At 45.9% G+C, this 15,001-nt stretch carries 11 protein-coding genes and 4 tRNA genes; 6 read left to right on the plus strand and 9 right to left on the minus strand.

The window, feature by feature from the left end:
- Positions 1–243: 243 nt before the first annotated feature.
- Positions 244–537 (minus strand): GNAT family N-acetyltransferase, encoded by a 294-nt coding sequence (locus OL444_RS28160; RefSeq protein WP_264727800.1) that lies wholly within the window; start codon positions 535–537, stop codon positions 244–246.
- Between the two features lie 404 nt (positions 538–941).
- A complete protein-coding gene (locus tag OL444_RS28165) occupies positions 942–3,797 on the minus strand; it encodes a glycoside hydrolase family 2 TIM barrel-domain containing protein (RefSeq protein ID WP_264727799.1) in 2,856 nt (951 codons plus the stop codon).
- Between the two features lie 562 nt (positions 3,798–4,359).
- Here OL444_RS28165 and OL444_RS28170 point away from each other — a divergent pair.
- Both OL444_RS28170 and OL444_RS28175 read left to right on the plus strand, forming a co-directional pair.
- Positions 4,360–5,340, plus strand: coding sequence for a DUF2157 domain-containing protein (locus tag OL444_RS28170; protein WP_264727798.1), 981 nt, complete (start codon positions 4,360–4,362; stop codon positions 5,338–5,340).
- Positions 5,327–6,499 carry a hypothetical protein gene (locus OL444_RS28175; RefSeq protein ID WP_264727797.1) on the plus strand — a complete coding sequence of 391 codons (1,173 nt, stop codon included), beginning with the start codon at positions 5,327–5,329 and terminating at the stop codon, positions 6,497–6,499. Before OL444_RS28170 ends, OL444_RS28175 begins: the two co-directional genes overlap by 14 nt.
- A gap of 151 nt (positions 6,500–6,650) precedes the next feature.
- Here OL444_RS28175 and OL444_RS28180 read toward each other — a convergent pair.
- From OL444_RS28180 to OL444_RS28205, 6 genes are all read right to left on the minus strand, one after another.
- A tRNA-Gly gene (locus OL444_RS28180) sits at positions 6,651–6,723 on the minus strand.
- 26 nt (positions 6,724–6,749) lie between these two features.
- A tRNA-Gly gene (locus OL444_RS28185) sits at positions 6,750–6,825 on the minus strand.
- Positions 6,826–6,850: 25 nt separating this feature from the next.
- Positions 6,851–6,926: transfer RNA gene (locus tag OL444_RS28190), tRNA-Gly, on the minus strand.
- Positions 6,927–7,147: 221 nt separating this feature from the next.
- Complete coding sequence (locus tag OL444_RS28195) at positions 7,148–8,374, minus strand: PepSY-associated TM helix domain-containing protein (RefSeq protein ID WP_264727796.1); 1,227 nt, start codon at positions 8,372–8,374, stop codon at positions 7,148–7,150.
- A gap of 165 nt (positions 8,375–8,539) precedes the next feature.
- Entirely contained in the window at positions 8,540–8,740 is a 201-nt protein-coding gene (locus tag OL444_RS28200) for a hypothetical protein (protein WP_264727795.1), read from the minus strand.
- A 107-nt stretch (positions 8,741–8,847) separates the two neighbouring features.
- Positions 8,848–9,867 carry a glycosyltransferase family 2 protein gene (locus tag OL444_RS28205; RefSeq protein ID WP_264727794.1) on the minus strand — a complete coding sequence of 340 codons (1,020 nt, stop codon included), beginning with the start codon at positions 9,865–9,867 and terminating at the stop codon, positions 8,848–8,850.
- Between the two features lie 121 nt (positions 9,868–9,988).
- On the opposite strand from OL444_RS28205, the gene OL444_RS28210 reads away from it, so the two are divergent.
- On the plus strand, positions 9,989–11,137 hold the full coding sequence (locus OL444_RS28210) for a sensor histidine kinase (protein ID WP_264727793.1): 1,149 nt from the start codon (positions 9,989–9,991) through the stop codon (positions 11,135–11,137).
- 80 nt (positions 11,138–11,217) lie between these two features.
- Positions 11,218–11,301: transfer RNA gene (locus tag OL444_RS28215), tRNA-Leu, on the plus strand.
- A 578-nt stretch (positions 11,302–11,879) separates the two neighbouring features.
- Here OL444_RS28215 and OL444_RS28220 read toward each other — a convergent pair.
- Entirely contained in the window at positions 11,880–12,779 is a 900-nt protein-coding gene (locus OL444_RS28220; protein WP_264727790.1) for a hypothetical protein, read from the minus strand.
- A gap of 271 nt (positions 12,780–13,050) precedes the next feature.
- Here OL444_RS28220 and OL444_RS28225 point away from each other — a divergent pair, with 271 nt between their 5' ends.
- Both OL444_RS28225 and OL444_RS28230 read left to right on the plus strand, forming a co-directional pair.
- A complete protein-coding gene (locus OL444_RS28225) occupies positions 13,051–13,206 on the plus strand; it encodes a hypothetical protein (RefSeq protein ID WP_264727788.1) in 156 nt (51 codons plus the stop codon).
- Positions 13,207–13,698: 492 nt separating this feature from the next.
- Positions 13,699–14,991, plus strand: a complete 1,293-nt coding sequence (locus OL444_RS28230; protein WP_264727786.1) for a DUF2130 domain-containing protein — start codon at positions 13,699–13,701, stop codon at positions 14,989–14,991.
- Positions 14,992–15,001 lie beyond the last annotated feature (10 nt).

Consider the following 15,001-nt stretch of genomic DNA (forward strand, 5'->3'; position numbering starts at 1 on the left):
CACGCCCGGCCTGTCATTTAGTATAAATGACAAAAAATCCGGGCAACAGACCGGATCAGTACAACATACAAAAAAACTAACGAAAAAGACTATACGCCTGTATGGGCGGATAATCACCAACTGTTATCGGGAAGAAAAGATCGCAGGTTATTGATTATTATCCGGTTATTCCCGGCTGCAGCCATACCGTCGGGTATTATCGCAATCAGATGAATAACCGGATCATCAATAGAAACAATAAAATTAAATATGCAGACCGTGTGCCAGCAGTGTTTTCCACTGTGGATTACTGCGCACGTAGTCAGCTACCTTTCTGCTGGAAGGCACCATACGGATGTTCTGAGCAGAGATCTCTTCCATCACTTTACCCAACATCACCGGTAATACCCCCTGCTTTTCCAATGTTGGAGGCACTTCTGCACCTGTCAGGAAAATACGGCTGCCGTTTTTTTCATAAATCACTTTGGCCATTTGTCCGGCAATATGCGCTTCAAACTGCCTGGCTTCCTTGTTGTCAATAATTTTAAAATCCTTCATGATCATAATTATTTTTACACGATGTTGTTCTCATAGAGTGTACTAAAAGGGAAAGTATCTTATGCAAAAAAGGGAAGTTGTGATAAGATAGTGAGATGGTATTAAAATACCCTAAAATAGCCCGATCCGGCTGCAAATATACGAAATATGTGGTAGAAAACCGTGAAACATCAATATATAAGAATACATAATATCTAAAATAATTGACAGATAGGCCTTTAAAGGGATACTCTACGTGAAACATACTACCACTAAGATATTCCCGCAACAGTTCGGTTATCATTCTCCCTTTTTTACTACCTGCCCGCCAAACCGTTTACCCGCCGCAATTCCGGTAAAAGCTCCGCTTTTACAGTATGGCTACCACTTCCCCACCGGTAGTCTGCCGGTGGGGAAGTGACGCATTAAAACAACTTAAAGGAGACAGCTCCCTGCAATCTTTTGCCTTTGATATTCCAGGGTGCATTGGCATGGGGCGTCGTGTAAAAAGGCTCCGATCCGTTATTGCTATAATCCGCTATCAATAACTGTAAGCGGCCATCCTGCCACCAGCACCGGGCTGCCTGGTCATTGCCGTTACCATTTACCCGGATACCATGACCGGTGGTATCTTCCAACACCACCTGTCGAATATGCCGGCGCGTAGCCCTGAAATCATTGCTGCCCCACTCGTTGGCATCGTCCTTCCAGGCGCCCGCCGGCTGTACGCCCCATTCCTCCACAGCCCCGATTGTACGGGCATTCAGCCTGGCGGTACCTTCGTTCCGTGAAATATCATCTGCCGGATAGGAGGTAAAAGCACCCTTACGTGACCATGATAATTTGTCAAAGGCAGCCGGCAACTGCATCAGCAGGCCATACTGCCGTGGCAGCGTATCTTTTCCCGTATATACCAGATCATACTGCACGGTCACCTTGCCTTCTGCCATAAAACGATAGCCTATTTTTCCTTTCGCATCCGTATAGGTCACCTCCATATCCACCGCCACCTGCTCCTTATCCTGCCGGATCTTCAGCTCCTTTGCAAACAGGGTATACAAAGGGTAGTTTTTTAAAGGATAGATATTGTTCTGATAGGTTTCTCCTGCCACATGGGGTTTTCCACCGTCTTCCTCATTGGCGGGCACGATGGCGAAAACAGGCCCCTGCGCCAGGATTTCGTGGCCTCCCTGCCGGGCAGACAGGATCATGCCCGTGAGCCGCGAAATAATATAGGTATATGCCCCCTGATGTACCTGGTAAGCATCTTCTCCCTCCGTCACCGATAAAGGCTGACCATACAGCAACTCCCCATCGGTATCATCCAGTAGTTGGATCCTTTCTTCATTCACGGGCCGGCCAGCCACATCTGTAAACGTAACCAGCATATCCGGCGCTGAGGTGGGCACTTTTACCAACAACTTGCCCTGTTGATGTGGCGCTATATCCGGATGATATACCTGCGTTTTACCGCCGGCAACTACCGTAACAGTGGTTTGCGCCAGGTTGGTAAAATCGAATCGGTTTTCCAGCAGTAAAGTCACTACATTATTGGTACGTTCCAACGAGGCCAGATTCTTTACCACCACCGGAGCATAGGCCTTTTTCATGCCATAGTATTCGGGCTTCGGTCTTCTCCAGCCATCCAGCGGCCCCCAGGGACCATACCCTACGATACGGCCGTCCGGCAGGTGAAAAATATCATCCATGCCACTCCAGATAGCGCCACCGACACAACGGTGATGATAAAACATACTATCATAAAATGTCACCAGTGGCGCACCGTAGGCACTCCGGATACCTGGATCCGTGGCCAGCTCCCGCCGGTTATAATCAGACAGGTGGGCATACTCCCCGAACAATACCGGCCTGGACATCGTATCCGTAGCAGCAGCACCTCCGATGCCCGGATAATGATACACGGCTATATCTGCCCGGCTACCGCCATTATTAAAACCACCCCAGCACTGGTCATGGAAGGTAGTCACCCGGGAGCTATCCAAACTTTTTACGACCGCCAATACCTTGTCCCACAGCGGACTCCAGTACGATTCATTCGCCAGCGACCAGATGATCACCGAAGGATGATTGTACCCGGCCTGTATCTTTTCAATATTGGCCTGCATAAAATAAGGCAGGAATTTTTCGTCCCGGTAATTCCAGAAACGCCACACCGGCGAAGCACCGTGCTGTATCCAGGTGATGGCAGATTCATTCTCTACCAGCAGCCCCAGCTCGTCTGCAGCTTCCAGGAACTCTTCTGATGGCGGGTAATGAGAAGTACGAATATAATTACAGTTGGCAGCCTTGAAAAGGGCCGCATCCTGGCGGCATAGCGCCGGCGTAATACTACGTCCCAGCAACGGATGCGTTTCATGCCGGTTAACGCCATGCAGCTTTATGGGTTTGCCATTAAGCAACAGCACACCCTCCTTTATTTTCACCTCCCGGAAACCTACCGGCTGCCGCAGTTTTTCTATCACGGTTCCCTGTTGCAACAGGCTTACCTCCAGGGTATACAAATGAGGCGTTTCCGGTGTCCAGGGCAGTATTCCCGGGGCTTTCAGCCATATCGGCGCACCCGGCACCGTTGTTTTTTCCACAATCGGTTTGCCCTGCTGATCCAATAGCACTAATTTTAATTTCGTATAGTCATGTTGGTTATTGACAGCTATATCTGCCAGTAATGCTCCATTACGGTAACGGCTATCTGAAAAACGGGGTGTTATGTACAACCGGCTGACATGCGTTGCCGGAACGGCCAGCAAGGTTACTTTACGGAGGATGCCTCCCACGGTATGCGCGGCATACTGGGATACACATCCCAGCCGGTCGCTGATCGTCAAGGCCTGTACCAGCACCTGCAGCTTGTTTTCACCGGCATGTAGCTGTGTGGTAATATCTGCTTCAAAAGGCACAAAACCGCCTTCATGGACCGTCACCCGTTGTCCGTTGATCCATACTTCTCCCCGGGAACTGATGCCATCAAAACGTATTTTTATGCGTTGTTCTTTCCAGTCTGCCGGCAGTGTAAAGTTACGTGTATATACTGCCGTATCTCCTTCCTGTAATACATGCCCCTGCATTTCCCATTCGCCGGGCACCTGAATGGCACTTACTTTCCCCTGCATGCCATTGGAAAATTGCCACGTGCCGTTCAGCGACACCAGCGGCTGTACTACTTTTTCCACCATCACCGGGCGGGGTGTAAGGGAAGGCAGCTGCGCCTGTAATATATTTCCGGTTAATAATAACCATCCGTATAAAATGCTCTTTTTCATAACAGTTTTTATAAAGGGCTTTGTATATTTTTTGTTCACTGATGGCAGATATGGGTATTCACACTACACTTCCTGCTGTGCACCATACACAACAAAAACGGAGATCTCCTCCCAGCCCGGAGATAGATGGCTTCAACAATAATAAAGCGGATCGGTGTTAGCAGTCATTACAACTACAAACCGGTGTCCCGGCTATTGACTACACGTGCATTATTTTTCATTGTTCACCCGGTCAATGATCGGCCCACTGATGAACAGTATGGCCCATTCCGGCATTAATAATAAATCAGGTTGATAATTTTGCTCGCTTTCACAACGTTCTTTACGCTTTTAAAGATAATCCTTCTCCGATAAAATATCCTGTTTTTTTATGAGGGGCGAATGGCCGGACACAGCCACCCATGCTACACTCCAAGCATCTACAGATAAAGGATTACCCGGCTTTCCGCGGAGCTGCTTCCCGCTTCTTTCCACCCGGATGATAAAGCCAGGCATCCCTACAAATCAAGGAAACTGCCATAATCCGGGGTAATTGTACTAATTTCCGATACTTATTTACGCCATGAACAAACAAATATTTGAACAATTACATGCAACAGGACTGATCGATGATCCCTCCCTGGCTGCAGTAAAAGCCGCCGAAGATAAGCGGCTATTTTCCCTGCACTGGGAAATAAAAACACTCCTATACCTGGGAGTATTGTTATTAAGCGGAGGGCTGGGGATACTGGTCTACGAGAACATTGACACCATTGGTCACCAGGTAATATTGCTGGTGATTGCATTGATCTGTGCCGGTTGTTTTATCTATTGCTTTAAACAGAAATCTCCTTTTTCGTGGGAGCAGGTACAATCGCCACATGCCTTCTTCGATTATGCGTTACTGTTAGGCTGCCTCACCTTTGTTACTTTCATCGGATACCTGCAGTTTCAGTATACCGCCTTTGGTACGGCATATGGATTGGCCACCTTTATTCCATTACTGCTACTCACTTTCAGCGCTTACTACTTCGATCACCTGGGTGTTTTATCGATGGCTATCACCAACCTGGCTGCCTGGATGGGACTCACCCTCACTCCCTTGCAATTATTATCCGGCAATGATTTCGGCAACCTGTTTATCATACAGACGGGCTTTGTTTTAGGATTATTGCTGTTATGCCTGGGGGAATTATCTGGCAGAAAAAAATGGAAAGCACACTTTGCTTTTACCTACCAGAATTTCGGTGCACACATCTTTTATATTGCCTGTGTTTCAAGTATGCTCTTACAGGAACACCTGTATCTGCAATGGTTTCTGGCGATAGCGGTCATTACCTGGTATCTTTTCCGGAAAGCCTTTAGGGAACATTCTTTTTACTTTATCCTGATTGCCGTATTATACACCTATCTCGCCAGTTGCATACTGCTAGGCCGGCTGCTGATCATCCTGGATAATATAGAGGCCATCTATGCCATGTTGTTCTATATCATCTTTTCAGCGATCGGTGTTATTCTGCTGTTAGTTCATCTCAATAAAAAAATCAGGCATGATCGCGTATAATACCAAAACTCTCGACAACCTGGAAATACAGCAGGAAGCGGCAAAAGCGCTGCGTAAAGACTGTATCAATACTACCACATACAAGGCGATTGAAGCAGCGCATCCCGTTGATTTTTATACGCCTAATCCGGTGATACAAACCGGCTTATTCCTCCTTACCGCGATCATCATCGCTTTTTCCCTCGGTTTGGTGGCCTTGATTATCCTCAGTGGCAACTCCGATGAATCCGCGATTACAGGCATCTGCCTGTTTATGGGACTGGCTTGTTATGGTGCACTGGAACTGTTTATCAAGGAGAAAAAATTATACCGCGCCGGTGTAGATGAAGCCCTGCTATGGGGCGCAGTAGGCCTCTTATTAGGTGGTCTGGCGTTTAACTCCCATTTCTCCACCACCACCTGGTGCGGCATCGTACTGCTACTCTCCGCGCTGGCAGCCCTTCGGTTTGTCAGTATGGTCATGACGGCTGTAGCCTTCCTGGCGCTGATTGGCCTGCTTTTCAGCTGGCTGATACAACTCGGAACTATGGCGCGTATGGTGATACCTTTTGCAGTTATTCTTTTTTCCCTGCTCCTGTATCTGGCCGCCAACAGGCTGGCAGCCAAACATGCCATGAGACATTATCAATCCTGCCTGACCGTTGTTGCCGTATTATCGTTGCTTACTTTTTACCTGGGCGGCAACTATTATGTGGTGCGGGAAGTCAGCAATACCATGTTTGATATGGAGCTGGCTCCGGGGCAATCTATTTCCGGTGGCTGGTTTTTCTGGGCTTTCACGGTGATAGTGCCACTGGTATACCTTTACCTGGGTGTACGGAAAAAAGATGCCGTGTTGTTACGGACCGGTTTATTGTTGCTGGCAATGATTGTATTTACCATCCGGTATTATCATAGTGTATTACCATTGGAAACAGCGATGGTGCTGGGCGGCATAGTACTTACCGGTGGCAGCTGGGCGCTGATCCGTTACCTGCGGGAACCACGTAACGGTTTTACTTATCTGACACCGGATGAACCATCGCTGGCAGATAAGCTAAAAATAGAATCCCTCATCATTACCCAAACATTCGGCACCGGCACACCAACTGCGACCGGCAACGATATGAAATTTGGGGGAGGCTCCGGTGGTGGCGGTGGTGCGAGTGATAGCTACTAATGTAACTGCTGATAATTAAAAAAACGCCTTGAACGAAAGATACCTGCATCGGATGATGACCACTGGTATTTGCTGTTCAAGGCGTTTTGCTGTTGTAAAAAGGTATAAATAAAAAAAGCCTGATTGAATCATCTTCAATCAGGCTTCTAAGAGCGGAAGACCGGGCTCGAACCGGCCACCCCGACCTTGGCAAGGTCGTGCTCTACCAAATGAGCTACTTCCGCAGAGGTATTAAGAACTTTATAAAAAATGGAGCGGAAGACCGGGCTCGAACCGGCCACCCCGACCTTGGCAAGGTCGTGCTCTACCAAATGAGCTACTTCCGCAGGGTGTTAAGAACTTTATAAAAAATGGAGCGGAAGACCGGGCTCGAACCGGCCACCCCGACCTTGGCAAGGTCGTGCTCTACCAAATGAGCTACTTCCGCAGGGTATTAAGAACTTCGTTATTTTAAGAACTTCCAACAAAAAAAGAACCGTTTTAGTGTGCTGCGTTTTTCGTTGGGATTGCAAAGATAGGAAACGGACTGAAAACACAAATTTTTTTTTCGATTTTTCTGTAAATTTTCATGATACCTACTCTTTGCAATCCGCTGAAACACAAACGGGCAAAGCATTATAGCAAAATAAAATAAGTAATATTTTTTATTTACAAAGTGCTTTCTGCGTGGGTTAAACGTACCTTCACCGGCTTATTTTTTGATTTTTTTTGTTTACCCCACCAAACATAAAAACCAGTAACCGGTAAAGAAGCACAAATCAGGCTGATGATAAAAGCAAGGATTTTTCCGGGCCATCCACCGATAGCTCCTACATGAATATCATAATTCATTTCCAGTAAACGTTCGCCCCGGTTCTTATGCTGATCATTCCGTCGGCCCAGCAGCTTGCCGGTATATTGATCAAAATGCAGTTCATCTGCGCCATAGTAAGTTTCCTTACCTTTTAATCCGCCGATGGTATTCACGCCTGCAGGAAACGATGCCGGATATACGAAAATACGACGGGCATCTTTTAATACCGGTAAAGCCTGGCTGTAGGCAATATCCAGCGGATTGCCGGTAACCGCCACACTGGGTTTTACCGACTCTACTTTCAGCTCTTTTGGCGGCGTAGTGCTGCCATTGGCGACTACATATACGGTTGCCTGAAACCAGGTGAAAGCCCATGTCATGCCGGTAAGCGCTATCACCAGTGCAATCAGCAGACTGTAAAATCCGAGTACGTTGTGCAGGTCGTAGTTGACCCTTTTAAAACTCGCCTTCCATTTTATCTTGAAGCTTTGATCACGGGTGGCTTTCGTCCACCGTTTAGGCCACCACATAATCAAACCGGTAATCAGCAGGATCACAAAGATAAACGTGCCCCAGCCAACGATAGGCTGGCCATAGGCTGTATTCAGCAGTAAGCTCCAGTGAATGAATTTGACAATATTGAAGAAGTTGTATTTATAATCCAGCTTACCGGTAACCACACCGGTATAAGGATTCACAAAGGCAGATTCGAAATACTCCAGGCTCCCGAAATAGGTCAGTGCGGTGTCGTTGCCTTTATAGGTCATAAACTCCCAGGCACGCTCCGGATCTTTATAAGTGGTGATATTGACAATCGGCTTATCGGCCCCGATGGCTACCTGTGCTTTTGCCTGCAGCACACTCAGGGGTAATACCGGTTTTTCCTGCGGTGTAACAAACATGGTCTGTTTATACACCATTTCAGTAATATCTTTCTGGAAAACATATAAACAGCCGGTTATACTGATAATCAGTACAATAATGCCTGAGCCCAGGCCCAGCCAGAGGTGAAGCTTATCTACAACTGTCCGGAACAGGGATTTTGCCGGTTTCTTTTTTGCCTTATCTTTCCGTTTGATCATATGAGTTTGAGTCGTTGCAACGTGTTGCGTTGCAAAATTCACAGAAAATAACGGGTTCCCTTATTCGAATCCGGAATTTGATTTACGCAAAAGGGAAAAGATGGGCATAAAAAAAACCTCTCCCGGGAAACGGAAGAGGCTGGATAATTATGTTGAAGCGTTCGCTTATTTATATTTTGGATTGTAGAGGGAACTCTCCTGTACTTTTACATCCGGCTTGCCTTGATATTTGTGCTTGTAAAGATTGTAGCATCCACCGAGCATAAACGCTACCAAACAAAATAATTGCACATAAAACAGGAAGCGGGAGCGGGAAACCCTGTCCAGGGTGATATCATTCTTATTTTCTACTGTATTCTGTTCCATAATCAGTTTATTTCCGTTGCAAACCTAATTAATATTTTGGAATTTTTTTATTTAAGCAGGCAGATATTTTGTTCTCCCCCTGATTTTATTTTCCGGCACCAGGGCCCTCAGATGAGTTCTGAGAATTTTTTCCGCCTTAAAAAATAATACCGCCAGATCATGATCCCATGGAATACCCCTTTCATCTTCAACAGCTTTTTCTCTGGCAGCTGGTCTTTTTTCACATATTTACGGCGCCAGCGGTAGTAATCCTTATAAGCGCGAACAATAGCCGTCATGTCCCGTGGTTTTCCGGCCACCAGACTTTTGACTCCCGCCAGGATATCCAGGAAGAAACGCTGCGACAACACAATCCACCGGTCTTCGCTATGCAGGTTTTTCCACAGCATCATCAGGTTATTCCGGAAGTTCAGGTATAGCTTACGCGGATTTCCCTGCGGCAAACTGCCTCCTCCCACATGAAAAACCCGTGAATCCGGGCAATAGCAGATCCGGTAGCCCGCCCGCTGCAAACGCCAGCAAAGGTCTACTTCTTCCATATGAGCAAAGAAATCGGCATCGAAACCACCTACTTCATGAAAACAGGCCGACCTGATAAACAAGGCTGCACCGGTAGCCCAGAAAATATCCTGCACATCATCATACTGTCCCCGGTCCTTTTCGGTGGTATACAGAATACGGCCCCGGCAAAAAGTATAACCAAGGATATCCATCCAGCCACCTGCCGCACCGGCATATTCAAATTCATCCGGCTGATGGTATGCCCGCAGCTTAGGCTGACAGGCGGCGATACGCGGATCTTCTTCCATCAGCGCCACCACCGGCTCTATCCAGTTGGGTTCTACTTCCACATCCTGGTTCAGCAACACATAAATATCCGCCTGCACCTGCTGCAACGCTTCATTGTAGCCTCCCGTAAATCCGCTGTTGGTGGCATTTCTGATAATACGCACCTGTGGATAATGTTCCGCTACAAAGGCAACACTGTCGTCCGAAGAAGCGTTATCTGCCAGTACCAACTGTAAATTACCATAAACAGAACGGCAAACAGACGGTAAAAACTTCTCCAGGAAGGTCTTTCCGTTCCAATTTAAAATAACAACTGCTACTGATGGCAATACGGGCAACTGATATTACGTTTATGCGTGAATAATAATTTTTAGAGATGCAAATATGCAACAAAGGATTTTAATATTTGCGAATCATCTTACAGAATCAGCAAAGCGGAATAAGGCTTAAATTAGAAGTATGTTTAAACAGTATATCGGATGGAAGTTTGTGCTGGCGGCTATAGCAGTGATTATTATCGTTACCACGATATGGTTCGTCAGCAATTTATCCAGCAATATCCGGGCAGAAGAGCGAAAAAAAGTAGCCACCTGGGTAGCGGCCAATCGCGAATTGCTGCGGGCCAGTCCCGACGCCAATCTGAACCTGGCCATTGAAATCATTACCAACAACACCACCATCCCCCTGATTCTCACAGATGAAAACGGGACCATACTGGACAGCCGTAACCTCGACTCCATCAGGATTGCCCAACATCCCGACTATCTCCGGGAACAGCTACGGGCCTTCAAAAGGCAACATCCCCCTTTTATCATGGAAGTAGATGCCCACCGCAAACAATACAACTTCATCTATTACGGCGACTCCCTTATCCTGAAACAGATCCGCTACTACCCTTATGTACAGCTGATTGTGGTGATACTTTTCATCGGCATTGTTTTATTTGCCTTGTCCAGTACCAACCGCGCCACCCAGAATCAGGTATGGGTAGGATTGGCCAAAGAAACGGCCCACCAGCTGGGTACGCCCCTGTCTTCCATGGAAGCCTGGCTGGAAATACTGCGGGAAAATGAAGCCAATGGCCAGATTGTAACGGAGCTATCCAAAGATGTGGACCGCCTCAAACTCATCACCGACCGCTTTTCCAAAATAGGCAGCGTGCCTAAACTGGAAGAAAAAGATATTGTACTCCAGATTGAAAACATGACCAACTACATCCGGAAAAGGGCGCCGCAAAAGGTTTTATTCGCCGTTCACAGCAAGGAAACAGAGCTCCCTGCGATGATTTCGCCCCCGCTTTTTGACTGGGTAGTGGAAAATTTATTAAAAAATGCATTGGATGCGATGGAAGGTAAAGGGAAGATCGATATTACCATCGACAACCACCCTACTTTTATCACCATTGATGTGGCAGATACCGGCAAAGGCATCCCTAAAATGAACTTCGAAAAAGTGTTCAAACCCGGATTCAGCACGAAAAAGCGCGGATGGGGCCTGGGACTCTCGCTCGCGCGGCGCATCATCGAAGAATATCACAAAGGAAGGCTGTATATCAAATCTTCCGACACCAGCAAAGGCACTGTTTTCCGTATTTTATTGCGGAAATAATCCGCATTTTCAGAAAAAACAAATAAATAAATTTGCTTATTTTGAAAAAGCCATTATTTTTGCACCCCAATCTACCAGATGCGAAGATGGCGAAATTGGTAGACGCGCTACTTTGAGGTGGTAGTGCCTGAAAGGGCTTGGGAGTTCGAATCTCCTTCTTCGCACCGAAATTTTAAAACCCGCTCGACGAGCGGGTTTTTCTTTTTTCCCGGATAAGGGATGAAGATTGTTTATTATCTCCAACATCTGATTAATAGATCCCGCCTAATATGCATATCCAACACAAAAACTGTAAGCCCTGCATTCCCATCTTTTACATCTTGGATCTCCTCCGATATAACATTCAATTGGTCCAATGCAGGGTTGATTGGTTCGAATGCAGTATTGATAATTCAAACTGCCGCCTATTACAGCTTTCATTTCATGTCTGTTTAAATAGCGAAGATGTTTTGATAACTGTTTCATAGATGTCAATTTAAGGACAACGGATAGCTTAATCTCTACAAAACTACGGGCCATTTCTGCATATAAATCTCACGTAGCCTGTCGCAGTGAAATGTAGTGTTACCATGCGTTATGTGCGCTTTAATGCTATCCTTGCTAATTTGGATATCCTTTAACATTTACATCTTTCAGGGGGAGATAAAAAGATCCCCTCTCTGGTGTTTTTTTATTTCCCCTGATTATTTTAATTGTACCTCCAATAGCTCTCCTGGTTACAAAAGCTTCCGTAAAGCACCCACTATTTCACTTTCAGAAAACTGTAGACCCAAACAATGGATTCAGCACTCCCTGAACTAACGGATTGTACAAAATCATGCTTTTTTATTGTTGGACTATCCGCTTTATACTCCACATCGAACTCATTTTTAAAGGTATAATCAGCGAATTTTTGTCTGAAATAAGTATGGCTTACTGCAGCTGGATTATTCTCTGTGGGAAAACAAGATACAGGTGTATTAATAGTTGGGTACCAACCTAAACACCATACTGCCATAGGATTTTTCAATAAAAAAGGATAGATAGGATTAGGTGTATTCTCATAAGTTATTTCATTGATTGACTCCATATCCATATTGCTGGGGACCTCCATAGGAGCGCTGAAATGATGTTTATCAAAGCTGTACACCAGATTGTTGCCTTTATAGGTAAAGGTAGTATACTTCAATAACCAATTATCCTTTCCTCCTCTAAAGAGGGTATCTTTAGTACCAACTTGCACCAGCCGGGCATTGTCATCATAGGTCAATAAATGGGTATCGGTCACCACGATAACTCCAAACTCACTATACGATCTATAATGTGTCACCTGATTACCACGATAAACAAAACTATCTATCTGCCCTCTCCATCCGTCTTCCTTTCTAGTCTTCACTAAAACACACTTTCCATCTTTATAAATAAAATCTAAATGTTTTTTTTCAAAATATTTTTGTAAGACTATATAATTAACCGTGTAATCCGGATTATAGATAAACTTATAGGAGATTCCCTGACCGATAATCGTTTCCGGGTAAATGCCAGGTCGCTGTTTTTCCACAGTAGGGGGGACTGATGTTTCCGGGGTTACTTTATCATTTTTGGCGCAGGCAACCAGCAACAGGAGCAGCGCGAATAACAGCCCTTTCAAATTTTTTTTCATAAGTATAGTATCTCTGGTGGCAAAATTACCAGAATATATTCAGCATTTATAACAGAAATAACTGACTAGATTGGGTAGGAACAAATAACCGGATAGATTGATAAGTCTGCTTTATTACACACGTTAAATCTTAGTTAATCCAGCTCCCCACTCCTTCCATCGATGTAATCATTTCCACCCAAAAACTAATCATATGATTGTTTTGATACGCAAAAAATCCACCCCCTCCGGCAAGAGACAGGTGGATTTGTAAAAGCACAAAACCCTTAACATGAATTGGCTTAAACAATTTTCACAGTTTGTATCGAAGCTCCTCCGATTATTAATTGAAGTGTTACTGGTATTGGTGGAGATTACTTGTCTGGCCGAAGGTTTACTGCATACGTGCCTGTGGTATGTGCAACACATCCATGGCCTCCTCAGTTAGCCTCAAAGCTATAGCTGTTCTGGCTTTTTCACCCGTAGCCTCCCTTTATTATATGAGAGTCCGAAGGTAAAGGAAAGGCCGCTAATAACCCTTTCGGGGCTACAGCAAAAAACGGGATAACATCTACATAACAATTAGGAATGCCTCCGATACGCCTGACCGGTTGTCTGGATCGCAGCCCTCTGCTGTATCTACCCGCTTTGCGGGATGAGGAAAGTCTCCTGGTACAGCATTCGCAGATTGGCAGACCTGTCTTTCTATTCCGTATCTCTTAACAATTACCTAACCTTCCCTTCATCTCCAGGTAACAGTAATTCAGGAATTTAGAATCCGACCCCAGAAAATGATGACTATCTTATTTTGAAAAACCTATTTTACTATTGTTTGTGGCTTACATGTTTGATTGACAGGAAGGATCAGGTCATCCTTCCTTTTTTTATTCTCTCCAACAAAATCAGCTAAACCCTATCTTTACACCTTTTTACGGATAATATGGGTACATCAATCACCTGTCCTAACTGCAAACACCAGTTTGTCATGGAAGACGCCTTTGCGGCAGATATTGAAAAAGAGATGCGGGGGAAAATGGAGTCTGAATGGCGGAAACGCCTGGATGCACTGCAAACGGAAAAAAATACCCTGCTCTCAGAAAAAAATAAAATGGCGCAGGAACGCCAGCAAATGGAAACGATGATCCGCCAGCAGGAGGAAGAAGTGGATAAACGGGTACAGGCAGAGAAAAAACTGCTCCGGGAAAGCATGGCGACAGAATTACGCAAATCAATCAGCGATGATTTCAATAACCAGCTGGCTTTACTGAAAGAAGCCAACCTGGAACAGGAAGAGAAATTAAAAGAAGCCCGGCAGCAGGAACTGGAATTCCTGCGGAAAGAACAGGAATTAAAAAATAAAGAACAGGAACTGGAAATCAGTCTCCGCAAAAAATTGCTGGAAGCCCGCTCCGAACTAGCAGAACAAATCCGTAAGGAAGAAACAGACCGCAACCTGCTGAAGGATACCGAACATCAGCTGCGTTTACGGGAGCTGGAAAAGCAACTGGAAGACCAACGCCGGCTGGCAGAAGAAATGAAACGCCGCGCCGAACAAGGCTCTACCCAGCTGCAGGGAGAAGTACAGGAACTGATACTGGAAGAAATGCTGCGTCAGACCTTCCCCTTCGACGAAATCATACCGGTAGGAAAAGGCGTACGCGGCGCCGATTGCATCCAGCAGATCCGCAACCAGTTTGGCCAGGAGTGTGGCCGCATCATCTATGAAAGCAAGCGTACCAAAGAATTCGCGAAAGACTGGGTGGAAAAACTCAAGGCCGATATGCGCAGTCAGGGTGTAGACGTAGCCATTCTGGTGACGCAAACCATGCCGAAAGATATGGAACGCTTTGGTGAAAAAGAGGGCATCTGGATTTGTACCTTCTCAGAAGCAAAAGCACTTGCCTATGTGCTGCGCGACAGCATTATAAAAATCGCCGGCGCCGTACGTTCTCAGGAAAACAAAGGCGATAAAATGCATATGCTCTACGCCTACCTGACCAGTGGCGAATTTGCCGAGCAGTGGAAAGCTATCCGGGAGGGCTTTATGTCTATGCGGATTTCCATTCAACGGGAACGCGATGCCATGGAAAAACTGTGGAAAGCACGCGAAAAACAACTCGAAAAAGTATTATTGAATGCCGCCCATATCAAAGGATCTATCGAAGGGATTGCCGGCAGTGATTCCGTAGACCTGAAGCTGCTGGAAGATGCAGCCGATGAAATAACAGAATAGCCAACAAGCA

Origin of the sequence: Chitinophaga nivalis (assembly GCF_025989125.1) — a bacterium.
In the GTDB taxonomy this organism is placed as follows: Bacteria; Bacteroidota; Bacteroidia; order Chitinophagales; family Chitinophagaceae; genus Chitinophaga; species Chitinophaga nivalis.